At 52.6% G+C, this 22,095-nt stretch carries 20 protein-coding genes; 5 read left to right on the top strand and 15 right to left on the bottom strand.

Annotated elements, in window-relative coordinates; genetic code table 11:
* Positions 1-45: 45 nt before the first annotated feature.
* Positions 46-1,896: a DUF885 domain-containing protein gene (locus tag LC073_RS01375; protein ID WP_226642593.1), complete on the top strand. Its 1,851-nt coding sequence runs from the start codon at positions 46-48 to the stop codon at positions 1,894-1,896.
* A 74-nt stretch (positions 1,897-1,970) separates the two neighbouring features.
* On the opposite strand, the gene LC073_RS01370 is transcribed toward LC073_RS01375, so the two are convergent.
* Positions 1,971-4,067 carry a TonB-dependent receptor gene (locus LC073_RS01370; RefSeq protein ID WP_226642591.1) on the bottom strand — a complete coding sequence of 699 codons (2,097 nt, stop codon included), beginning with the start codon at positions 4,065-4,067 and terminating at the stop codon, positions 1,971-1,973.
* Positions 4,068-4,290: 223 nt separating this feature from the next.
* On the opposite strand from LC073_RS01370, the gene LC073_RS01365 reads away from it, so the two are divergent.
* Complete coding sequence (locus LC073_RS01365) at positions 4,291-4,608, top strand: DMT family transporter (protein WP_226642589.1); 318 nt, start codon at positions 4,291-4,293, stop codon at positions 4,606-4,608.
* Positions 4,609-4,651: 43 nt separating this feature from the next.
* On the opposite strand, the gene rsgA is transcribed toward LC073_RS01365, so the two are convergent.
* A complete protein-coding gene (gene rsgA, locus LC073_RS01360; RefSeq protein WP_226642587.1) occupies positions 4,652-5,770 on the bottom strand; it encodes a ribosome small subunit-dependent GTPase A in 1,119 nt (372 codons plus the stop codon).
* A gap of 584 nt (positions 5,771-6,354) precedes the next feature.
* On the opposite strand from rsgA, the gene pulA reads away from it, so the two are divergent.
* Positions 6,355-9,690: a pullulanase-type alpha-1,6-glucosidase gene (pulA, locus tag LC073_RS01355; protein ID WP_226642585.1), complete on the top strand. Its 3,336-nt coding sequence runs from the start codon at positions 6,355-6,357 to the stop codon at positions 9,688-9,690.
* A 67-nt stretch (positions 9,691-9,757) separates the two neighbouring features.
* Here the strand turns inward: pulA and ribA are convergent, their stop codons facing one another.
* The 12 genes from ribA to LC073_RS01295 form a co-directional block, all read right to left on the bottom strand.
* Positions 9,758-10,375, bottom strand: a complete 618-nt coding sequence (ribA, locus tag LC073_RS01350; protein ID WP_226642582.1) for a GTP cyclohydrolase II — start codon at positions 10,373-10,375, stop codon at positions 9,758-9,760.
* 17 nt (positions 10,376-10,392) lie between these two features.
* The gene (locus LC073_RS01345) at positions 10,393-11,028 is read right to left on the bottom strand and encodes a TIGR02281 family clan AA aspartic protease (RefSeq protein WP_226642580.1); all 636 of its coding nucleotides are present in this window, start codon (positions 11,026-11,028) and stop codon (positions 10,393-10,395) included.
* 31 nt (positions 11,029-11,059) lie between these two features.
* Complete coding sequence (locus tag LC073_RS01340) at positions 11,060-11,548, bottom strand: phosphatidylglycerophosphatase A (protein WP_226642571.1); 489 nt, start codon at positions 11,546-11,548, stop codon at positions 11,060-11,062.
* Positions 11,549-11,594: 46 nt separating this feature from the next.
* Complete coding sequence (gene thiL, locus LC073_RS01335) at positions 11,595-12,542, bottom strand: thiamine-phosphate kinase (RefSeq protein WP_226642569.1); 948 nt, start codon at positions 12,540-12,542, stop codon at positions 11,595-11,597.
* Between the two features lie 10 nt (positions 12,543-12,552).
* Positions 12,553-12,996 (bottom strand): transcription antitermination factor NusB, encoded by a 444-nt coding sequence (gene nusB, locus LC073_RS01330; RefSeq protein WP_226642567.1) that lies wholly within the window; start codon positions 12,994-12,996, stop codon positions 12,553-12,555.
* A 65-nt stretch (positions 12,997-13,061) separates the two neighbouring features.
* Entirely contained in the window at positions 13,062-13,532 is a 471-nt protein-coding gene (ribE, locus tag LC073_RS01325) for a 6,7-dimethyl-8-ribityllumazine synthase (protein ID WP_226642565.1), read from the bottom strand.
* 65 nt (positions 13,533-13,597) lie between these two features.
* Entirely contained in the window at positions 13,598-14,710 is a 1,113-nt protein-coding gene (ribBA, locus tag LC073_RS01320; protein ID WP_226642563.1) for a bifunctional 3,4-dihydroxy-2-butanone-4-phosphate synthase/GTP cyclohydrolase II, read from the bottom strand.
* Between the two features lie 99 nt (positions 14,711-14,809).
* On the bottom strand, positions 14,810-15,472 hold the full coding sequence (locus LC073_RS01315) for a riboflavin synthase (RefSeq protein ID WP_226642560.1): 663 nt from the start codon (positions 15,470-15,472) through the stop codon (positions 14,810-14,812).
* On the bottom strand, positions 15,472-16,617 hold the full coding sequence (gene ribD, locus LC073_RS01310; RefSeq protein ID WP_226642559.1) for a bifunctional diaminohydroxyphosphoribosylaminopyrimidine deaminase/5-amino-6-(5-phosphoribosylamino)uracil reductase RibD: 1,146 nt from the start codon (positions 16,615-16,617) through the stop codon (positions 15,472-15,474). Before ribD ends, LC073_RS01315 begins: the two co-directional genes overlap by 1 nt.
* Positions 16,614-17,081 (bottom strand): transcriptional regulator NrdR, encoded by a 468-nt coding sequence (gene nrdR, locus LC073_RS01305; RefSeq protein ID WP_226642556.1) that lies wholly within the window; start codon positions 17,079-17,081, stop codon positions 16,614-16,616. The genes ribD and nrdR overlap by 4 nt, the downstream gene beginning before the upstream one ends.
* A 152-nt stretch (positions 17,082-17,233) precedes the next feature.
* On the bottom strand, positions 17,234-18,502 hold the full coding sequence (gene glyA, locus LC073_RS01300; protein ID WP_226642553.1) for a serine hydroxymethyltransferase: 1,269 nt from the start codon (positions 18,500-18,502) through the stop codon (positions 17,234-17,236).
* 219 nt (positions 18,503-18,721) lie between these two features.
* The gene (locus LC073_RS01295) at positions 18,722-19,219 is read right to left on the bottom strand and encodes a porin family protein (RefSeq protein WP_226642551.1); all 498 of its coding nucleotides are present in this window, start codon (positions 19,217-19,219) and stop codon (positions 18,722-18,724) included.
* 986 nt (positions 19,220-20,205) lie between these two features.
* Between LC073_RS01295 and LC073_RS01290 the strand changes: the two genes are divergently transcribed.
* The gene (locus LC073_RS01290; protein WP_226642549.1) at positions 20,206-20,781 is read left to right on the top strand and encodes a hemerythrin domain-containing protein; all 576 of its coding nucleotides are present in this window, start codon (positions 20,206-20,208) and stop codon (positions 20,779-20,781) included.
* A 2-nt stretch (positions 20,782-20,783) separates the two neighbouring features.
* On the top strand, positions 20,784-21,266 hold the full coding sequence (locus LC073_RS01285) for an STAS/SEC14 domain-containing protein (RefSeq protein ID WP_226642541.1): 483 nt from the start codon (positions 20,784-20,786) through the stop codon (positions 21,264-21,266).
* An 82-nt stretch (positions 21,267-21,348) separates the two neighbouring features.
* Here the strand turns inward: LC073_RS01285 and LC073_RS01280 are convergent, their stop codons facing one another.
* The gene (locus tag LC073_RS01280; RefSeq protein ID WP_226642539.1) at positions 21,349-22,008 is read right to left on the bottom strand and encodes a putative adhesin; all 660 of its coding nucleotides are present in this window, start codon (positions 22,006-22,008) and stop codon (positions 21,349-21,351) included.
* Between the last annotated feature and the right edge of the window lie 87 nt (positions 22,009-22,095).

The following is a 22,095-nucleotide window of genomic DNA, read 5'->3' as shown; positions in this document are numbered from 1 at the left end:
CCAGCGCCTTTCTATCAATCGATTTCCGCACGCCTTGGGGGAAAGATGTCACTACTCAAGAAAGCCCTTATCGCATCCATCGGCATGTTTGCCAGCTTTAGCGTTACCGCCATGGATCAAAATGATTTCAAGAAAGCTTTTCGAGCCTTGCCCACAAAAAATGTGTCTGAGCGGCTGACCGCCCTGCAGGACCTACGCTATCGCTGGATTATGGAGAGCTTTCCCAGCCAGGCCACTTATGAAGGCTATCCCGGCCAGAATGATCGCTGGGTGGACAATTCAAGCAGGGCCATTCAACAGCGACAGGAGCAGACTCGTCAGCTATTAGGCGCTACCCGAAACCTAAATGTTGATGCACTGCCCGAACAACAACGGCTCGACTATCAGCTGCTCTACCAGGATCTCCTCGGCGAGGTAAAGGGCTTTCATTTTCCCGAGCACCTGCAACCCATCACCCATATGAGTGGTATTCAGCGCGATGTGCCAGATGTGCTTAACAGTATGCCGCGCAGTAAGGTTGCTGATTACGAAGATATTCTGGCGCGCCTGTCAAAGCTTCCAACTTTGGTGACACAGACACAAGCGCTGATGCAGCAGGGATTAAGCAAAGGGGTTACCCCACCGCAAATCACCCTGCGTGACTTACCCCGACAGATCCGCGCACTGATTCCCACAACTCCTGAGCAGAGTCCTCTGCTCAGTGCTTTCGCGGAAATGCCCAAAACGATTCCCAAAGCGAAACAAAAGAGCCTGCGCCAGCGGGCCCTAGCCATCTACAACAGCCAATTGCTACCGGCTTGGCGGGACATGGCGGAATTTATCGAGAGAGATTATATTCCGGGAGCGCAGAAAGACATCGCCCTCAGCAGCCGCCCCGATGGCCTGCGCTGGTATGCGCATAAAGTACATCAGAACACCACCACTGACTTAAGCCCGGAAGAAATTCACCGCATTGGCCTGGCCGAGGTGAAACGCATCCGCGGGGAAATGGACAGGATTATTCAGAAGGCCGGCTTTAAGGGTGACTTCAAAGCGTTTACCGAATTTTTACGTACCGATCCGCGCTTCTACCATACCAGCCGCGAGGGTTTACTGAGAGACTACCGGGATATCGCCAAGCGTATTGACGGCGAGCTACCCGCCCTGTTTGGCATCCTGCCACGGCTACCCTACGGGGTTAAACCCATTCCCAGCTACTCGGAGCAGTCACAGACCACGGCCTATTACCAGCCGGGCTCCAATGAGGCTGGGCGTGCGGGTATTTTCTATGCCAACACCTACAACCTGCCCAGCAGACCCAAATGGGAAATGGAGGCGCTGACGGTACACGAGGCAATGCCAGGCCACCATTTGCAGATTGCCCTAGCCCAGGAGCAAACCGATATCCATCCATTGCGGCGTATGGCACTTTACACAGCCTTTGTGGAGGGCTGGGGCCTCTACTCTGAGAGCCTCGGTTATGACCTGGGCCTATACAAAGACCCCTATAGTGAATTCGGCGCGCTGACCTACGATATGTGGCGTGCAGTGCGTTTGGTTGTAGACACAGGCATGCATCAACTGGGCTGGAGCCGGGAGCAGGCGATTGACTACTTTATGGAAAATAGCGCCAAACCTCTGCACGACGTCACCGTAGAGATTGACCGTTACCTGGTTTGGCCCGGACAGGCCCTGGCCTATAAATTAGGGCAGTTAAAAATTAAAGAGCTGCGTGTAAAAGCAGAAGAGGAGCTCGACAATAATTTTGATATCCGCAGCTTCCACGACGCCCTTTTAGGTGCAGGTGCACTGCCACTCAATGTTCTTGAGGAGCGTATGCAGGCCTGGATAGAAGATCAGGGCTCTGCTTCAGCCCAGGCAATTCTTCCTTCAGGCCTGCAGACCTCAGAGGGCTAGAAAAATTAAAAGGGCAGGAATTTCCTGCCCTTTTTAATTACCAAATAGCTACCATAAGAGCTCTATCCATTTATTCACCACTCAGAAGATGCTGACAGATAAATTGAACGGGGCTCTCCAGGAAAATATCTGTCACCAGTAAAACCACTGTAATCCGCCCGCTCCGCATAGGCTTTATTGGTAAGATTTAAAACCCTTGCAGATAAAGTCCAGCGATCAGTTTTCCACTGAGATCGAAAATTCAATAAATTGTGCCCAGAATATTCATGCTGATTCTGGGGATCTGTGTAATAACGCCCCTGGTGCAACCAATCTAGCTCGGTTGTGATCTCCTGCCGAGGTAGCCACTGCAAGCGATAGCTACCGAATGCTCTTGGAGCCGAGTCCACAAAATTGCCATTTAACAATACACCCTGCAGCTCTCGATTATCGCGATAGCGATGCTCGGCATAGCTGGTCGAAGTCTCAAGTCGCCAGTTCTGAGCAAATGCGTAGCCAAGTGCCAGCTCCACACCGCGGTGTGAAGTTTTTCCATTGGATTGGTTAAAGTACTCCGTATCCCGAAAAATCACATTCCGCTTGCGCATACCATAAGTGACGAATTCATAGGAAAGACGATTTTTATAGGCTCGCACCCCCAGTTCAACACTGCTGACCTCCTCGGAATTCAGCTCGGCAACTGTTTGCTCCCGCTGTAAACGATAGAGCTCTATTGCCTGGGGAGCCCGGTATCCCTGAGCAATATTGGCAAAAAACTGCAGGTCTGGTGCGAAGTCATAAGCGGCACCCAGTTTGGGGGACAGGTTATGGAAACTGTCTTTGCGATCCTCTGGCCGATTAAACCTGCAACCACCAAAGCCACACGGGAGGCCGTCTTCAGCAGTACGGCCAGACAACATTTTATTGTTATAGTCATACTGCAACGATTCGAAACGCACCCCACCGTAAAGTGTCCACGCATCGGTCATAGTCCAGGTGGCTAAGGTAAAAGGTGCAACACTGTATGCATTAACTTGATAGTCATAATGCTTCCCAACCGGAATCGTCTCCCGCAAAAAATCTGATCCTTCCGTCGGATTTTTCTGCAACTCACGTAAATAGCCACGGGTAAATTCAGCATCTAGACCAGCGATAACTTCGAGGTCATCACTCCAGCTAAAAAGGTAACTGCCTCGCAACCCGATACTCTCCTGACCATTTTCCTCCAGTGCCTGCCCGGGCAAGTAGTGCTGTAAAAAACGCATATCGGTTTTGCGCAGGTAGGGGGTCAATTGAAATTGGCCGCCCTCGCTTTGATCCATAAGTATTTGGGAGGAAAGCCTTAGGGAATAAGCATCGCGGAAAGCCTCGGGATTGCTATTTTCCCGACTGATTGCACGTTCCCGATATGCATACTCTCCATTGATATAGCCGGCAGTTTCCTGATTTAAATTTGATGCCGCCAGCCTAGTACGCACCTGAACCCCATCAAACAAAGCCTGGTGCTGTAGTGCGATTTTCTGTTGAGCAAAACCCGAAGCGTCCCGGTAACCCCCGTCCGTCGTCAGGGACAAATCAGCCCTTACACCCGAGCTATTTCTAAGCCCAGAATCCAATGTCACATGTGCCCGATAGTAATCATGAAGGCCCGCTTCGATGGCGACCCCACGAAAAGGCAACCCTTCCCGCTCTCCCACTTCCGGGCTGATCAGGTTTATCACACCGTGCATGGCATTAGAGCCATAGAGCGTACCTGCCGGCCCTCGAATCACTTCGATGCTGCGAGCCGATTCACTGTGCGAGTCAAATAATTCATTGATATTACAAAAGCCCTTGGCTCGCAGGGGGATACTATCTTCCAGGCTCAAAACACTACCACAGGCGCCGGCACCACTTAGTACCGGAGAGCGCAGCGAGGGCAGATACTCCTGACCATTTCCCCTCGCCAGATTGACACCGGGCACACTCTGCAATGCTTGCTGAATATGGTTGTGGGATGCCAGCTCCAGATGTTCGGCGCTGAGGATAGAAAGGCTCTCTGGATGATCCCCGAATTTTTTTTCAAAGGGGCTCGCTGTGACAATCATTGACTCAAGATGAGCCTCCAGTGAAAACACCGGCAAACTAGCCGACAACAGTGAAAGCCCAACAATCTTGGCTAACCTATCCCTGGTTTCCATTCTATCGACCACAACGCTTTCCTAAATTAACGCCAGGGATAACAGGTTCAAGCACAGAAGGTCAATAAAGATTTACTGACCTATGCAAATAAGCCACAGAAATAAATTATTTAATGCCAGCGTTTTAACCCCAATCCAACCTATCGTCCTTGGGTGCTAGTTACTAGCTAACCTTGGATATAACGACTAGATCTTTTAGTTGGCTAAACAAGACAGACGCCAAAAGAGGACTAATATGGCCTGGTTTTACCTTTTGCTGGCTGGGCTTTGTGAAATAGGCTGGGTAGTGGGATTGAAAATTTCCCAAGTGAGCACAACACGCTTGCTCGGCATTTTTATGGCGATACTTTTTATCGGCGTAAGCGGCTTTCTCCTCTGGCTTGCCCAGCGGGAAATTCCTATCGGTATTTCATATGCGGTATGGACCAGCATCGGCGCCGCTGGGGCATTTATTGTAGGAGTGATTTTCTTTGACGACTCCGCCAGTATCGGGCATTGCCTCGGGATAATCTTAATTATTATCGGTGTTGTGACATTAAAATTGTCCAGCTGAATAATCATTGTCTGGGGGACATAGCCCCCAAACAATGAAATTATTACTCTCCTGAGTACTTCCTTTTACGCGCCTGATCCTGCACCGATCGATAGAGCTGGGAGAGCGCTTTATCACCGGCGCGCTTTTGCGCCAACGTTTGGTGATTGATATGTAGCTCTCGGTGCAATTTTTCCCAGTTGCGCAAGCGACGCTCATCTAATGAGCCTCCCGCGAGAGAAGCAAGTACCGCACAACCTGGTTCAGAACGGTGCCGACAATCAGAAAAACGGCAGCGCTGTGCCAATGACTCTATATCGGCAAACGCCTGCGCCATCCCCTCTTCGACATGCACCAACCCCAACTCACGCATCCCTGGACTATCAAGCAACAATGCGCCACAACTTAGTGGGTAGAGCGTGCGACTGCGGGTAGTATGCCGCCCCTTACTATCGTCTTCACGAATAGTTCCCGTAAGCGCCAGATCGGCTCCACTTAAGGTATTGAGCAGAGTGGATTTCCCCACCCCCGATGAGCCCAGCAGGGCGATCGTTTCCCCAGGCAGGCACCATTCACGCAAGGGCGCCACGCTGTCGCTGTCCAGACTGTTGACTATCACCACGGGCAGCTCTTTGTAGGGACGTAGGGCCTCCAGATAACCACTCGGATCTGTACAGAGGTCGGCTTTACTCAATACCAAATAGGGGCGGCAGCCAGATTCCCGCACCAGTGCGAGATAGCGTTCAATTCGAGACAGGTTAAAGTCTTCGTTTAATGATGAAACGATAAAAACACTATCTACATTGGCGGCTATTAACTGTCGTTGCAGGGCTCCAGGCGCCATTCGCTGAAACAGGCTGTTGCGCTCCAGACACCGAACAAAGCGATTATCGTCCCGCCCCAGTAGCAACCAGTCTCCAATAGTTAAAGACTCCGCAGCCATTGATGGCGTTAGCGACAGGGTTAGCGCACCTTCTTCGCCAGCCAGTTCAAGTTGACTGCGATGCACTGCCATCACCCGCATAGGTACACAGCTATCCAGCTCATCGAGAGAGAGTTGCTGTTGGAAAAAAGACTTCCAGCCAAGTGCTCTCAGCGGTGAGGCCGTGTGCTTGCTTGAGACGCGCACAGAATTCCTACCGAAGCCAGTCTGAGGGCGACGGGGAAAGTATGATTTACTCAAAGTTGAAATCCTCTGGGCACAAAAATGTGCCTAGCAACCGTCATGTACGGTCAACAGAGCTTTCTTGTGAGAAAGCCCGACGTTAAGAATAAGATCGCCGGACTGAGCAGTTAGTTTACTGCTGGGGAGCCCGGCGGAGATTGGAAACAATCATCAAAAATCCTCCGCTGGTTAAGTGGAATTAGAAACTTAGCATCACTGCCTTTTATAGACAAGTATCTGGATAGAGGCAGGTTAAGAGTGTTGGCCGGGATAAAAACAATTAGACCTCCCAGCTACAAAAAGCAAAGCCGGCAAAAGCCGGCTTTCGAATCCGATTACAGCAGATGCATCACCTTTCTCGACCCACAGTAACCTGATCAATAGAGTATAGAACCGACTTTCCTTCTCGCCACTTCTTCTACTCGCGAAGCATCTTCTCTAGCCGGCATTGCCATAAGATGACGTTTTTATAAAGGTTTTATGACACCCAACCACCTCCCCAAAACCTCCACCTCCTGGGGGTGGGAGGCTGCCACTGCGTGACTGCGATTCAATACCAGCTGCGAGAACCGCAACAAGTAAAACAAGAAATGGGAAACGCTATGCCAATAACAATTTTCACAGGGCCCGGCTCAGCCGGCAAAAGGGCCGGGTTGATTCTGGGGGCAATCTTCTGCTTCATCCAATTGCCTGCCTGGGCGTCAGACACTCCAAATCCCACAGTGGTCAATATTCCCGGCAATCTGCAAAGCCAACTGGGCTGCGACAGCGACTGGCAACCGGACTGTGCCGTCTCCCTGCTCCGCTATGACAGCGAAGACGACAAATGGCAGGGCAGCTTTTGGATACCCGCCGGCAACTGGGAGTACAAAGCCGCTCTCAACAATAGCTGGGGCGAAAACTATGGCTGGGGTGGTCAACTCGACGGTGCCAATATTTCCCTCAGCCTGGGTGAAGCCCATGAGGTTAAATTTGTCTACGACCACGAGAGTCATTGGATCACAGACAACCACAATAGCCTGATCGCCACTGTGGCCGGCAACTTCCAATCCCTGCTGGGGTGCCCTGGAGACTGGCAACCCAGTTGCCTGCGCAGCTGGATGCAGGATGCCGATGGAGATGGCACCTATACCTTTATCACCTCTGCTCTGCCTACCGGTTCCTATGAATTCAAGGTAGCCCTGCACGAAGGCTGGGAGGAGAGCTACGGCAGCAATGGAGCCAATGTCTCCTTTACCGTGACCACCGACTACAACGAAATCTACTTTGCTTTTGATTCGAGTAGTAAAAAAGTCACCGTCAGCAGCGACGGCTTCGCCAAGGGTGACTTAAGTAGCGATAAGGCTCACTGGGTAGATGCCAGTAGCTTTGCCTGGGACATCCAGGTGCAGGAAGGTGAAAAGGTTAAGTTGCACTACAGCAACAGTGCCGAGCTAAAGCTGGAAGATGGTGATATCCGTTCCGATGGCACCATCGATCTCAATTCTCTCGCCGCCTTACCCGACAGCGCCCAACAGAAATTCCCGCACCTGGCCAGCTTCCGTGCCTGGCAATTGCCAGGGCAGGCTTCCATCAGTGACCTGGTGACCCAGCAGCTCGCCCTCGCCGCTTACGATGCAGAGGGCAAGTTACTGGATGCGACTGGTGTGCAGATGGCAGGCGCCCTCGATGATCGCTTCTACTACGCAGGTGAGCTCGGTGCCCGTGTCGGCGAGGACAGCATCCAACTCGATCTTTGGGCGCCCACCGCGCTCGCAGTAAAACTGCATCTGTTTGCAGACTCCAGCAGCGATAGCGCCGATCTCGTGGTATCCATGCAGCGCGATGAATCTACCGGCGTTTGGAATGTCAATATCGATAAGCAATGGGACCGCAGTTTTTATCTCTATGAGGTCGAGGTGTACTCCTACTTCAGCCGCCAGATTGAAACCAACCTGGTCACTGATCCCTACTCCCTGAGTCTCTCCATCAACAGCGGCAAGAGCCAGATCGTCCACCTGAATGACCGCGACCTGAAGCCTCGCGGCTGGGATCGACTGCGCAAGCCAAAGCTGGCCCAGCCGGAAGATATCAGCATCTACGAGCTGCATGTGCGCGATTTCAGTATTACTGACAAAACCGTTCCCGAGGCAGAGCGCGGAACTTTTATGGCTTTCACTCGGCATCACAGCAATGGTATGCGTCACCTGCGCAAACTGGCGCGCGCCGGCCTCACCCATATCCATCTGCTGCCGGCTTTCGACTTTGCCACGGTCAATGAGGATCGAACTCAACAACAGCAAACCCCGGACCTCTCCAACTATGCATCCGATAGCAGCGAACAACAGGCCCAGGTGGCTGCTGTGCGCGATACCGATGGCTTTAACTGGGGCTACGATCCATTGCACTACACGGTCCCCGAAGGCAGCTATAGCACCGCTCCCGATGGACCTGCGCGCATTCGCGAATTCCGTCAAATGGTGCAAGGGTTATCCCACTCCGGCCTGCGACTGGTGATGGACGTGGTGTACAACCACACCAGCGCCTATGGCCAATACGACAACTCCGTGCTCGATAAAATCGTCCCCGGCTATTACCACCGCCGCAATCTGGAGGGTGATGTGGAGATGAGCAGCTGCTGCGCCAATACCGCCAGTGAACACGCCATGATGGAAAAGCTGATGATCGATTCTCTTGTCACCTGGGCCAAAGCCTACAAGGTAGACGGCTTCCGCTTCGATCTGATGGGGCACCACAGCCTAAACAATATCCTTAAGGCCCAGACGGCACTGCAATCCTTGACGAATGAAATCGATGGTGTCGATGGCAGTACTATTTATCTGTACGGTGAAGGCTGGAATTTTGGCGAGGTGGCGAACGATGCCCGCTTTTTACAGGCACGCCAAGGCAATATAGCCGGCAGTGGTGTGGGTACCTTTAACGACCGCCTGCGCGATTCCGTGCGCGGTGGTAATCCCTTCGGCGGCTATGAAGAGCAGGGCTTTGCTACCGGTCTATTTACCGACAGTAACGGCAAGTTTGAAGGAGAAAATGAGCGCGCCACGCTGCTTACCCTGGCAGATAAAGTCCGCGTTTCCCTGGCCGGCAACTTGGCGGATTACCCTTTTGAAGATGCCAACGGCAATATCATTACCGGCAGTGAACTGATTTATAACGGCCAGCCCACCGGCTATACCGCCGACCCTCAGGAATCCATCAACTACATCGCCGCCCACGATAACGAAACGCTGTTCGACGCTATTCAAATCAAGGCCAGCCAAAGTGCCGACTTGGGTGAACGGGTGCGTATCCAGGCATTCAGTAACTCCCTGGTTCTGTTCGCCCAGGGAGTGCCGTTTATCCACGCTGGCCAGGATTTCCTGCGCTCAAAGTCGATGGATCGGGACAGTTACAACTCCGGTGACTGGTTTAATGCGCTGGACTTCAGCCTCGCCAGCGATAACTGGGGTGCGGGTTTGCCTATCGCGGATAAAAACGAAGGCAACTGGCCCCTGATGCAGCTTTTATTGGCAAACCCGGAGTTGGATCCCGTGCGCCACCACCGTTTGTGGAGTTCGGCACTATTCCGCGAACAGCTGGCGATCCGAAATAGCTCTCCCCTGTTCCGCCTGTCAGATGCGGGATTGGTGGAGACACATCTCAACTTTCTCAATACGGGCCCCGATCAGGTTCCGGGGCTAATTGTAATGGAGTTATCCGATTCCAATGGAGACGTCGATCCCCGTTACGAGCGTATTGTGGTGCTGTTTAATGGCGATGACGAAACGGTGGAATTTTCCAGTGAAAACCTGCGCGGCCAGCATTTATTGAAACACCCGCGTCAACGCCACTCGGTAGATCCACAACTGCACAGAGTAGAGTTTGAAAGAGAGAGGGGAAAATTTACACTGCCCGGTCGCACAACGGCGGTATTTGTGCAGCCGCGGCGGAGAAATTAATCTGTAAAAAATAAAAAAGGCCGGAATTTCCGGCCTTTTTTATTGGGCGTGTTTTAAGGAAAAATAATTATTTTTCCTCCCCCTCTTCATCATCCCCATTTTCAATCAAATGACCAAGCTTGCCTTTCTTGGTCGATAGATACTTGGCATTGTGTGGATTGCGCCCGGATTGGTGCGGCAAACGCTCGCTCACTTCAATGCCCAAGTCCTGTAAGGCTTTTACCTTGCGTGGGTTATTGGTCATCAGACGAATGGAGTGGATACCCAGGTGCTCAATCATCGCCTTGAGAATCGAGTAATCGCGCATATCGGCGCCAAAACCGAGCTGCTCATTGGCCTCCACTGTATCCGCGCCGCAATCCTGCAAATGGTAGGCACGGATCTTATTTAACAGGCCGATACCTCGGCCTTCCTGGCGTAAGTAGAAAATCGCACCGCGCCCCTCCATGGCAATACGGTGCATGGCATGTTGGAGCTGCGCACCACAATCGCAACGCAGGGAAAACAGGGCATCACCGGTCAGGCACTCCGAGTGAATGCGGGCCAGTAAAGGCTTGTCGGCATCAAAGTCCCCCATGGTGAGCACCACATGCTCCTTGCCGGTTTCGACTTCCTCAAAACCGTGCATCTCAAACATACCCCAGGAGGTGGGCAGTTTTGAGGATTCCACATAACGAATGGTCAACTTAAAACCTCTTCACGTCAGTTGCGGGCGCGCAGTATCAGCACACCACTCTGCTGTTCCATATCTAACCGGCCGAGAAAACTGTTTCCCAGAAGCACCACTTGGGGAAAGTTATCAGGATGCACGGTAGCTTCTACATTGTGCAATTTAATGCCACCGATAGTGACACTGCTTAGACTGATCAAATAAGCACTGGTGATACCACTGGCGGTCGACACCGGTATGCGTTTGGCACCATTAAGATTTAAGCGCAGACGCTGGGCAGTGGGGTAATTAATTGCCAGGGTAGTCGCCCCGGTATCCACCGTCACCGGTACCCGCATCCCATTGATCCAGGCATCGGTATTAAAGTGACCGCGACTATCTCCCATCAAACGCACTTCAGCGTGCTCAGCCTGGACATAGCTGGCAGCGATGGGCGCATCTAGCGTGAGTTTCTGCTCTCGCCCATTCACACGGATACGGGCGTATCTGGTGGTCGATTCAATGAGGTCAACCCCTTCCGGTGATTGTTGCCCCGCCTTAAGAATACGTTGACGACCATCGATTTCCAGCATGGCACTATCGCCAAACAGACCCTTCAGTTGTACCTGTTGGGCACAGACTGTGCTGGAAACCAGTAATCCCAGTAGAAGCCAAAATGCCTTGTGCATCGATAATCCCTATCCGCTATGCCTCAAAAAACTAAGCCCCTACAAACAACACGGTTATCTGTAATAATAAACCCGCATAAACCGCGGCCAGTATATCGTCGAGCATAATTCCGACGCCACCTTGAAGGCGCCGATCCGCCCAACCAATCGGCTGCGGCTTGGCAATATCGAACAGGCGAAAGAGTACAAAACCATAAAGCGCCCAAACCCAGCTAGCCGGGGCCATAAACATAGTGAGCCAGTAACCCACCATCTCATCCCAAACGATGCCGCCGTGGTCGTGCACACCGAGTTTCTTCGCCGCAGCCCCGCACAGGTAACATCCCACCAGGCCCGTCACCACAAGGATGCCCAAATACCAAGCAGCGGAAAGATCCTTCATCAGCCACCAAAAAGGTATGGCTACCAGGGTGCCGAAAGTACCCGGTGCCTTGGGCGCCAATCCCGAGCCAAAGCCAAATGCCAAAAGCAGGGTGGGGTCGCGCAAAAGCTCGGAAAAACTGGGGTTATGTATTCTCATAGTCTTATTTCCAAGGCCGCCACAGGCACTTCCCGGTTAAGGCTACCTAAAAGTGCTTATAACCTGTCGCAGGAGGCGACCAGGGCTTGCCATTATGCCAGCAGCGCACTTCCGCAACGCCCTCTCCGAGGGTGCCGATAGCAGTTACGTTCAAATCCAGTTGTTCCAGATCCCCAACCCGCTGCTGGGGTACGGTGAAACACAGTTGGTAATCATCGCCACCGCCTGTAGCCAGAGCCGTTGCTTTCTCTGCGGCAAGAGTCTGTGCCAAGGGAGAAACGGCCAATCGCTCCAGATGAATATCGGCACTGACACGGCTGGACTCACAAATATGTCCCAGATCTGCGAGCAGACCATCGGAGATATCCAGAGCCGCACTGGCCAACCCGGCAATCGCCGCAGCCACAGGGAATTGGGGTTCGGGATAATAGAAGGCGCGCTCGCATTGCAACTGCAGTTCGGGGGTCACCCGCTGCTCTCCCAGCACCACCGGCAGAGCGGCGGCAGCGGCACCTAGAGGGCCGCTGACATAAACGTGATCACCGGGGCGGGCACGGTCTCGGCGCAGTGGTGATTCCGTGTGTCCGATCACCTGAATGGTGATCGACAGTGGACCAGCAGTGGTATCGCCCCCGACCAGAGAAACACCAAACGTGGCAGCGGTCTGCAGTAGGCCATCGGCAAATTTGCGCAACCAAACTGCATCACTGTGAGGCAGGGTCAAGGCCAGGGTAAACCAGAGCGGGCGTGCATTCATTGCCGCCAAGTCGCTGAGGTTTACCCTGAGTGCTCGCGCGGCAATTGCAGCAGGATCGGCATCTGCGGGAAAGTGCCGGCCTGCCACCAGGGTATCCATAGAGGTGGCCAGCTGCCCCGAGGCCGGTGCCTGCAACAGAGCGCAGTCATCGCCTATTCCCAGAACAACCCCTTCGCCCACAGGAGCGCTGGCGAAATAATCGCGGATGATTTCAAACTCGCCCGGCGCAGTTTCCATAAGTGTGACTTCAGGACTTCTTGTCAGCAGCCACTTCCGCAGGGCGCAGGTCCGCGGCGGTTTTATCCAGGATACCGTTGATGAACTTGAAGGCATCGGTGGGGCCGAATTTTTTCGCCAGTGCCACCGCTTCGTTAATCACTACTTTGTAGGGAACATCGATGCGGTTTTTCAGTTCATAAGTGGCCATGCGCAGCAGGGCGCGGGACACCGGGTCCAGATCTTCCACTTTGCGATCCAGATGGGAGGAGTAAGCGCCTTCCACTTCGTCGAGGTTCTTGGCAACCCCGTGGAAGATATCGCGGAAATATTCCACGTCGGCTTTGCTCATATCGTTGTCGGTATGGAACTCGGCTTCAATCGCATTGAGGCTGGCGCCGGCCATTTGCCATTGGTAGAGCGCCTGCATGGCGTAGTGGCGCGCCTTGCGGCGGGCAGATGCAGTTACGGTCATTGTCTTTTCCGGTAGATACTTCTCAGAATGGGCAGCGCCGACGCAACTGGCCGGCGCTGTGGCAATTAGATTTTGCCGAGTAGGGAAACCATTTCCAGGGCGGTTTCGGCGGCTTCACAACCTTTGTTGCCAGCCTTGGTGCCGGAGCGCTCGATAGCCTGCTCAATGGAGTCCACAGTCAACACACCAAAGGTCACCGGGATACCGGCATTCAGGGATACCTGGGCCAGACCTTTGGTGCATTCACCAGCGACATATTCGAAGTGCGGAGTGCCGCCACGAATCACCGCGCCCAGTGCGATAATCGCATCAAACTTCTTGGTTTCCGCCAGCTTTTGCGCGGCCAGCGGGAATTCGAAGGCGCCGGGGGCGTAGTAGATGGTGATGTCCTCATCCTTGATGCCTTTGCGGCGCAGGGTATCGAGGGCGCCGCCTTTGAGGCTCTCAACCACAAAGCTGTTCCAACGGCTCACCAGCAGCGCGTACTTACCAGTGCTGCCGACAAAATCCCCTTCAATCACTTGAATGTTGCTCATAATGTCCAATCCGTATTTCTTTTCATACCCGTGCCATTTCAAATGTGCCGGGAAACATTCTGCTATTACTCTTCGACGTTCAGGTACTCTTCCACTTCCAGCTCAAAACCGGAAATAGCGCTGAACTTAAACGGCGCACTCATCAGGCGCATCTTGCGCACCTTGAGATCGCGCAGTATCTGCGAACCGGTACCCACCTGCTTGTACACCAGGTCCTGGCTGGGGCGCTGCTGCTTGCCACTGATCAGCCAATCGATGCTCTCCTCGATTTCCTCGGTGGTCTCGTTGTGGCAGATCAATACCACCACACCTTTGCCCTCTTTCTCGATACGCTGCATGGCGCGACGGAAAGTCCAGGGGACAAATTTTTCATCACCGCGCTGGATCGTGAGCACATCTCGCAGGGTGTTGCCCACATGTACGCGCACCAGGGTCGGCTCCTCTGGCGTAGGCTCGCCTTTGATAAAGGCGAAGTGACGCTCGCGGCGGGCCTTGTCGAGATAGGTGCGCAGTTTAAACTCGCCAAACTCGGTACGCACTTTGCGTTCGTTGACGCACTCCACGGTTTTTTCGTTGAGCGCGCGGTAGGTAATCAGGTCAGCAATGGTGCCAATTTTGAGGTTGTGCTCCTTGGCAAACTTCTCCAGATCCGGGCGGCGCGCCATGGTGCCATCGTCATTCATGATTTCAACGATTACCGCGGCCGCCTCGAAACCCGCCAGGCGGGAAAGATCACAGCCCGCCTCGGTGTGGCCGGCGCGGCTCAATACACCGCCGGGCTGGGCCATAATCGGGAAAATATGTCCGGGCTGCACGATATCGCTGGGTTTGGCATTTCTCCCCACGGCAGCGCGTACGGTGCGCGCACGGTCCGCAGCGGAAATACCGGTGGTCACCCCTTCGGCAGCTTCGATAGAGACGGTGAAGTTGGTGCTGAACTGGGCACCGTTATCCCGCGACATCAGCGGCAGGTCCAGCTGCTCACAGCGCTCTTTGGACATGGGCATGCAGATCAAGCCGCGGGCATGGGTAGCCATAAAGTTGATGTCTTCGGCGCGCACTTGCTCCGCCGCCATCACCAGGTCACCCTCGTTTTCGCGATCCTCATCGTCCATCAGGATCACCATTTTGCCCTGGCGGATATCGTCGATCAGTTCTTCAACCGTATTTAATTCCATTGCTAACTCTGGATAAATTAATCAATTACAAATTGAGCGGCTTTCCCTGCAGTTTCACTCACCCGCCCTCACTGGCGCGGCATGCCGGGATAAAGCCAGCTAGCGCTTGTAAAACCCGTTCTGGGCGAGAAATTCAAGTGTCATACCACCGTCGCTGGATTTGGCCGCCTCCTCGCCGAGAAGCAGGCGCTCCAGGTAACGCGCGATCAGGTCCACCTCAAGGTTGACCCGGGTGCCGGCTGTATAGCCCCGCATAATCGTTTCCTGCAAGGTATGCGGCACAATAGTGAGTTCAAATTCGGCGCCATCCACCGCGTTGACGGTTAGACTGGTGCCGTCGACAGTAATCGAGCCCTTGTGGGCAATATAGCGAGCCAGGTTATCCGGTGCGCGCAGACGAAAGCGCTCGGCGCGGGCCTCGGATTTGCGCCACACCACTTCGCCGATACCGTCCACATGGCCGCTGACAATATGGCCGCCAAGGCGGGTTTGTGGGGTCAATGCCTTCTCCAGGTTGACCCTATCCCCGCGCTTCCAGCTGCTGACACTGGTGACATCCAACGTCTCTGCGGAAACATCGGCCCAATAACCATCAGCGGGCAGTTCCACCACAGTCAGGCAGACGCCATTAGTGGCGATACTATCGCCAAGCTGCACATCGGCGAGGTCCAGCTTGCCGCTCCTGACGCGCACACGCAAATCCCCTCCGCGAGGCTGCAGGTCGGCAATCTCGCCGATGGCTTCAATTATCCCGGTAAACATCAGCGCTCGATATCCGTGGTTGCGGTGATGCGCCAGTCGTGGCCGACTGCGCGCATATCGGTAATCGTAATCGGCAGCACAGAGCCCATACGCTCGATGGGCAATTCAAACAGCGGCCGCGCCGTACTGCCGAGCAGCTTGGGTGCCAGATAGACAATCAACTCGTCTACATGCCCCCGGTAGAGAAATTCACCGGAAAGGGTCGCACCACTTTCAATTAATACCTCATTGCACTCGCGCCGGGCCAACTCTTTGAGCAGTGCGAGCAGATCCACTCGGCCGTCTTTGTCCTGGGGCAAAACGACAACCTCGGCACCGGCTTTTTCCAGGCGCTGACGGCGCTCTGGATCGGCGCGCTCAGTGGTGCACACCAGTGTGGGGGCGTCCCCTTGCAAAATAAAGGCCCTCGCCGGCGTGCGCAGCTGGCTGTCGACAATAACGCGCAGGGGCTGAACTTCCGCAGCCTGCTCCGCCTCGAGCAGCTCCAGAGCCATTTCGTCGGCGCGCACATTGAGGTTTGGGTTATCGAACCGAACTGTCTCAACGCCGGTTATAACGGCGCAGCTGCGCGCACGCAGACGCTGCACATCGGCGCGCGCAGCCGGACCAGTAACCCATTTGGATTCTCCACTGGCCATGGCGGTGCGACCATCGAGACTCATCGCAGACTTGCTGCGTACCAGGGGTAAACCCAGGGTCATACGCTTGATAAAGCCGGGGTTAAGTGCACGGCAGCGCTCTTCCAGCACTGGGCCCTCCACTTCAATACCCGCATCGCGCAATTTCTGCAAACCGCTTCCGGCAACCTTGGGATTTGGGTCTTCCATGCCGTACACCACCCGGGCGACGCCGGCCTGTACCAGCGCTTCGGCGCAGGGGCCAGTGCGGCCGCTATGACTGCAAGGTTCGAGTGTCACATACACAGTGGCGCCGCGGGCCCGCTCTCCTGCTTCACGCAGGGCTTCAATTTCAGCGTGGGGTTCGCCAGCGCGTTTGTGCCAGCCCTCAGCAATCATTTTGCCTTCATCATCGGTAACCACACAGCCCACGCGGGGATTCGGCATCGTTGTATAGAGACCGCGCTCCGCCAGCTGAATAGCGCGGCCCATCAGTGCCTGGGCACTCTCTACAGCTTTGGGACTCATTGCGTTTGGTTTTCCTTACTGGTCAGGCGCTCAATCTCTTCACTAAAGTCGCTGACATCTTCAAAGCGTCGATACACTGAGGCAAAACGCACATAAGCCACTTCATCCAACTCGCGCAACTGCTCCATCACCAGCTCACCGATGGCCCTTGCGGGCAGCTCGCGCTCACCGGTTGCGCGCAGTGCATGCTTGATCTGGGAAACTGCGGATTCCACTCGCTCAATGCTGACTGGGCGCTTTTCTACAGCGCGCTGAATACCCGCCAGCAGCTTTTCTTCATTGAAGGGTTCGCGCTGGCCGTTTTGCTTGATGACTCTGGGCAACATCAGCTCGGCAGTTTCAAAGGTGGTGAAACGCTCATGACATTCGAGGCACTCGCGCCGGCGGCGCACCTGATCGCCCTCGGCCACCAGGCGGGAATCGACTACTTTGGTTTCTTCTGCGCTGCAGAAAGGACAGTGCATGTGGGATCGTCCCCAGGGGAATGGAAAATGGGCCGCAGTTTACCACAGCCGATAACCTCTGTGACTGTACTGCGCACCGCAGCGGTGCAGTACACAGGGATACAAACATAAAAAAAGCGGCTCACCGAGCCGCTTTTTCCAGCAAAACTAAATCAGGCCTTCTTATACACAGGGAACTGCGCACAGATCTCCAGGACCTTTTGCTTCACATCGGCGATAGTTGCTTCTACATCGCCGCCTTCCAGCGCGTCCAGAATATCGCAGATCCAGTGAGTCAGCTGCTGGGTTTCCTTAACACCAAAACCGCGCGTGGTGATCGCGGGCGTACCGACACGTAAACCACTGGTGATAAAGGGCGAACGCGGGTCATTGGGCACCGCATTTTTATTCACCGTGATATTGGCATTGCCCAGGGCCTCATCGGCATCTTTACCGGTGTATTCCTTGCCGATCAAGTCCACCAGCATCAGGTGGTCATCGGTACCGCCGGAAACGATGTTGATACCACGATCGAGGAAGGTTTCCGCCATTGCGCGTGCATTCTCCACCACCTTCTTCTGATAAGCCTTGTACTCAGGGCTCATGGCCTCCTTAAAGGAAACCGCCTTGGCCGCGATGACATGCATCAGAGGGCCGCCCTGACCACCGGGGAATACTGCAGAGTTCAGTTTTTTCTCGATCTCTTCGTTGGCGCGAGCCAGGATAATGCCACCGCGCGGTCCGCGCAGGGTCTTGTGAGTGGTGGAGGTCACCACATCTGCATGGGGAATTGGCGATGGGTATTCACCGGCGGCAACCAGTCCAGCTACGTGAGCCATATCCACAAACAGGTAGGCACCCACTTTGTCGGCAATTTCACGGAAACGGGCCCAGTCCATCACTCGGCTGTAAGCGGAGAAGCCAGCCACGATCATCTTGGGCTTGTGCTCCAGAGCCAAGCGCTCCACCTCTTCGTAATCCACCTCGCCGGTTTCAGGGTTCAGACCGTACTGTACCGCATTGTAGATTTTGCCAGAGAAGTTGACGCGGGCACCGTGGGTCAGGTGGCCACCGTGGGCCAGGCTCATGCCCAACACGGTGTCACCGGGTGCGCACAGCGCCTGGTATACCGCAGAGTTGGCCTGGGAACCAGAGTGCGGCTGTACGTTGGCGTAGTCGGCACCAAACAGCTTCTTGGCGCGCTCAATCGCCAAGGTTTCCACTTTATCCACATACTCACAGCCACCGTAGTAGCGTTTACCCGGATAACCTTCTGCGTATTTATTGGTGAGGCTGCTGCCCTGGGCTTCCATGACTTGTGGGCTGGTGTAGTTCTCGGAGGCGATCAACTCAATATGATCTTCCTGGCGAGAATCCTCTTCGCGGATAGCTTCCCAGATTTCGGGATCGTAAGAAGCGAGCGTGACAGATGAATCAAACATGGTGTTCCCTCGGTAATGCGGGCTGAGTAGAGACTGGTGTAACTCGGTACCACTGTGCTCAGGCCTTGCAACTTGGCCTCAGGCGCCAATAGGCCGCACTGGCTACTCAAAGAATCCTGAGCATTTTAGAAAGGCGCGCATTGTACACCAAGGTCACAGGGATTGCGCGATAACGAAAACGCGGCCAAATAGCCGCGTTTTCGGAAAAATCAAACCGCACTAAAATCGGTAGATTAAAGAGCCAGACCAATAATCCACATCTGAGTCTAAAAAAGTGTACTCTGCTTCGAAATCCACGTTCTTAGCTAGCTTAAAACCTGCTCCAACACCTGCTGAGACTCCACTTTCCGATGGCCCCCCCAAATACTTAACATCCATCTCTTCATGCGAATAACCAAGGCGCCCCTTAAAATAGACATCTCCTTGAGTTCGATAGGTTACATATAAGGCTTGAGTTTCAAAAGAATAATCAAAGCGATCTCCATATGGCCTTGGAGACTGCTCGCCTTCAACTAGTGAGTCTGTCAACTCGGCTTCGATCCCAAAACCAGAGTTCCAGATATAACCAACTCTAACACCACCATTTAAAGGGTTATCCCCAGAAACGTTTATATCCACCAAGCCTGCAACACCACCAATATAGGCTTCCTCAGCTTGAGCAGCTACTGAACCCATCAGCGATAGAGCTATCACCAAGGTTTTAAAACTATGTTTCACTCGTATTTCCTTCCATCTAAAAATCAATAGTACGCTTTCAGTTTCATCGATTTAATAGATATAAGTACATACTAATGAGACAGATTGAATGTATAGTCATGTTAGACCGACCATGAAAACCTGCTGCAGTCACCAAAAGAAAATTCTTATTTCAACAAAACCCATTAAGTCTCAAACCATTTAGAATTTCGACTTAAAAAGCGGTAACTAAAAGACCCAGACCACAACCCCACATCCTTTTCAAGCAAGGTGTACTTCAGCTAGAGGCTACTGCTCGCTCTTAGAACGAAACCGATACCCGCTCCAGCCGATATCCCAAAATCATCACTGCTTTCACGGCCAACAGACACATGTTCGTAGAGAAGCCCTAGGCGCCCCTTGATATAGAAATTGCCTTGCAACCTATAAATCGCCTAGCCAGGGTGTGCAGATACACATCTACCGTTCCTCCATGAACCTCGGCTTCACCACCTTATAACGAGCCATTTACTGGCTGACTTTCGCCTCACAATGTTAAAGATCGAAATAACCGCCTGAAAAGCCCGATAAAATTAGATCGTGAATTTTGCAAAGGAACCTCACTTAGAGAGCAAAAGCAAAGGGCCTTAGTTGTCCCCCAGATTGGGGGTAGGCAAAGACCTTTAGCGATCAAACGAACAGACCCCGCCTTGGTACGATGGCATATAGAAGGCATCGGATATAGATAAATGCTGTTAGGGCAGTTTTATTCACATATAAAGACGGGTGATTGGTCCAAAACCAAATCTAAATTGCAAAATCACGACTTATTTGCCATCCGACATCAGACTTTCACATAGCTGATCTGGCCACTTGCTTCGAAGCTGACAACTAAGCCGTAAAATTCTTTGCTTACTGCGCCAAAAGCCTACTGCACTGAGGCTATTTTTTTGCTACTTGATCTACATCAATTCCCTCCAGTGCCAACCGGCAACAATAAGTCTTGAAACTGATCGCGGAGGTCTGGGATGAACAACATCTATCGACAGCTCTGTTTAGACCATAAAAACATGCAGCAAATGCTCAATGCCTTTGAGCATTTGCTAGAGGATCTTTTTGGAAGTAATGAGCGGGACCCCAATACCCTCTCACTGATTCTTGATGCATTGGATTATTTTTCCGTCTACCCAGACAAGTACCATCACCCGGTGGAGGACCTGATTCTTGCCAGGCTACTGACCAAACCTGTGCACGATCGAAATGCGATATATGAAGCTCAGATGCAGCACGAGCAAATTGCGGCAACTACCAAGCATATGTGCGCACTTTTCTATGCCGTAGCCAACGATGCCATGGTAGAGAGAAGAGTTTTACAAGGAGCCAGCTATACTTATTTGCAGTTGCAACGGAAACATATAGAACTTGAAAACTCGGCAATATTTCCCCAAATGGAGCAATACCTGGAAGTAGAAGACTGGAAACAAATACACAAACAGGTAAAACAGCTGAAAGATCCATTTTTCGACCAAAAAACCAAAAATGTTTACGAATCTTTGCGTGAGTATCTAACGCAGACCGAATTACCTATACAGGCTTTTGCCTAAGTGTGATCAAACCACGTTTAAATCAAATAAAAGGAGGAGATATGCAAATCAAACGCCATGGAATCTCCATTGGCATGGAAAGAATTGATAATGATTTCTTCCTGTATATTAAAGCTGTTGGGCAGCTAACTCACGAAGATTACGAGTACATAACGCCTTTGCTTGAATATGCCCTTGAAGGCGTCAAAAAACCCAAAGTAAAAATGCTGATTGATCTGCGGGATTTTGAGGGCTGGGGCCTGCATGCGATATGGGATGAATTTAAATTGACCCTCAAGCACGGCAACGAGTTCTGCCGTATTGCTGTGCTAGGAGATGAGGGCTGGCAGGAGCTGGCCACCAAAGTTGGAGGATGGTTTGTGAGTGGCGAAGTGCGCTACTTTGAAAAGCAGCACGAGGCCATGGACTGGCTATCAAAGGCACTGGAAAAAGAGGCGGAGAAAAAAGGTGCAGAAAAGGAATTAGCTTTCTCCACACACTCCTGATAAGTAGTGGATTAAGGGGGCGGTTACGCCCCCTTTTTTTTGCTTTAAATAATCACTTTAAGCTTCGCATAAAAACCCAGTCTTAGTGGGATACCCGTTGAAATTTACTATCCCAAGAGGGTGTCCCTATCAAAATATTATTGAGGCTCACCTCACTGCGACAGAATGAACAATAGATATTGTCATAGTGTAACTTATTCGCATGCAGTGCATTAATGATGTCTACCAAAGTTGGATCACCCTTTCCAACCCTGTGGCGGATAGTCAATAGATCCGCTTCCATAACGGGCTTTATATTTTCCAACATTTTTTGGTGGATAGGGTTATTTGGGTTGAGTGAAGAGTAATCTTGATTGTGCTTATGTGCGTTATCTACAGCATTTTGCACATCGGTATAAGACTCCCCCTTGATAAAAGGCCGAGTCACCCGCCCCAAAATTTGCCCAGTAGTGGTTCCATGGTATCCCTGATACTTGCTCAAGGTATAATTGTGGCAAACCTTTCCTTTCTTAATCCACTCGTGATACTTCGCATTCCCAGAAAGCACACTACCGATGCCTGGGTCACTTAGGGAATAACCATGGGGAGAGAAAAAGAAAATATTATCTCCGCCATGCCCATTGGTGTAGAAGTGCTGCTTGGTTGCAGCGCCATGCGCCGAAATAACCAGATTGGCAGCCTCACCTAAGCGCTTCCCACTTGCAGTAAATATCTTAAACCGTTCAAACTCTCTGACGGGCATAATCTCTCCCTAGGTCACCGACTTATTTTTTTCGAATCATATACCCACAATTTCTCAATAGCAAAAATTGCGCCATTAAGTTCAACG

Origin of the sequence: Microbulbifer variabilis, from assembly GCF_020524905.1 — a bacterium.
GTDB lineage: Bacteria > Pseudomonadota > Gammaproteobacteria > Pseudomonadales > Cellvibrionaceae > Microbulbifer > Microbulbifer variabilis_A.
Note: the sequence above shows the minus strand (reverse complement) of the source record. Positions and strands in the feature narration are given on the sequence as shown.

Coding starts and splice junctions, on each gene's coding strand:
- ribBA (WP_226642563.1), bottom strand. CDS start 14,710: ATGGAATTAAATACGGTTGAAGAACTGATCGACGATATCCGCCAGGGC.
- LC073_RS01280 (WP_226642539.1), bottom strand. CDS start 22,008: ATGCCCGTCAGAGAGTTTGAACGGTTTAAGATATTTACTGCAAGTGGG.
- ribD (WP_226642559.1), bottom strand. CDS start 16,617: ATGAGTCCCAAAGCTGTAGAGAGTGCCCAGGCACTGATGGGCCGCGCT.
- LC073_RS01365 (WP_226642589.1), top strand. CDS start 4,291: ATGGCCTGGTTTTACCTTTTGCTGGCTGGGCTTTGTGAAATAGGCTGG.
- LC073_RS01340 (WP_226642571.1), bottom strand. CDS start 11,548: ATGAGAATACATAACCCCAGTTTTTCCGAGCTTTTGCGCGACCCCACC.
- LC073_RS01290 (WP_226642549.1), top strand. CDS start 20,206: ATGAACAACATCTATCGACAGCTCTGTTTAGACCATAAAAACATGCAG.
- ribE (WP_226642565.1), bottom strand. CDS start 13,532: ATGAGCAACATTCAAGTGATTGAAGGGGATTTTGTCGGCAGCACTGGT.
- LC073_RS01375 (WP_226642593.1), top strand. CDS start 46: ATGTCACTACTCAAGAAAGCCCTTATCGCATCCATCGGCATGTTTGCC.
- nrdR (WP_226642556.1), bottom strand. CDS start 17,081: ATGCACTGTCCTTTCTGCAGCGCAGAAGAAACCAAAGTAGTCGATTCC.
- pulA (WP_226642585.1), top strand. CDS start 6,355: ATGCCAATAACAATTTTCACAGGGCCCGGCTCAGCCGGCAAAAGGGCC.
- LC073_RS01315 (WP_226642560.1), bottom strand. CDS start 15,472: ATGTTTACCGGGATAATTGAAGCCATCGGCGAGATTGCCGACCTGCAG.
- thiL (WP_226642569.1), bottom strand. CDS start 12,542: ATGGAAACTGCGCCGGGCGAGTTTGAAATCATCCGCGATTATTTCGCC.
- glyA (WP_226642553.1), bottom strand. CDS start 18,502: ATGTTTGATTCATCTGTCACGCTCGCTTCTTACGATCCCGAAATCTGG.
- nusB (WP_226642567.1), bottom strand. CDS start 12,996: ATGACCGTAACTGCATCTGCCCGCCGCAAGGCGCGCCACTACGCCATG.
- LC073_RS01345 (WP_226642580.1), bottom strand. CDS start 11,028: ATGCACAAGGCATTTTGGCTTCTACTGGGATTACTGGTTTCCAGCACA.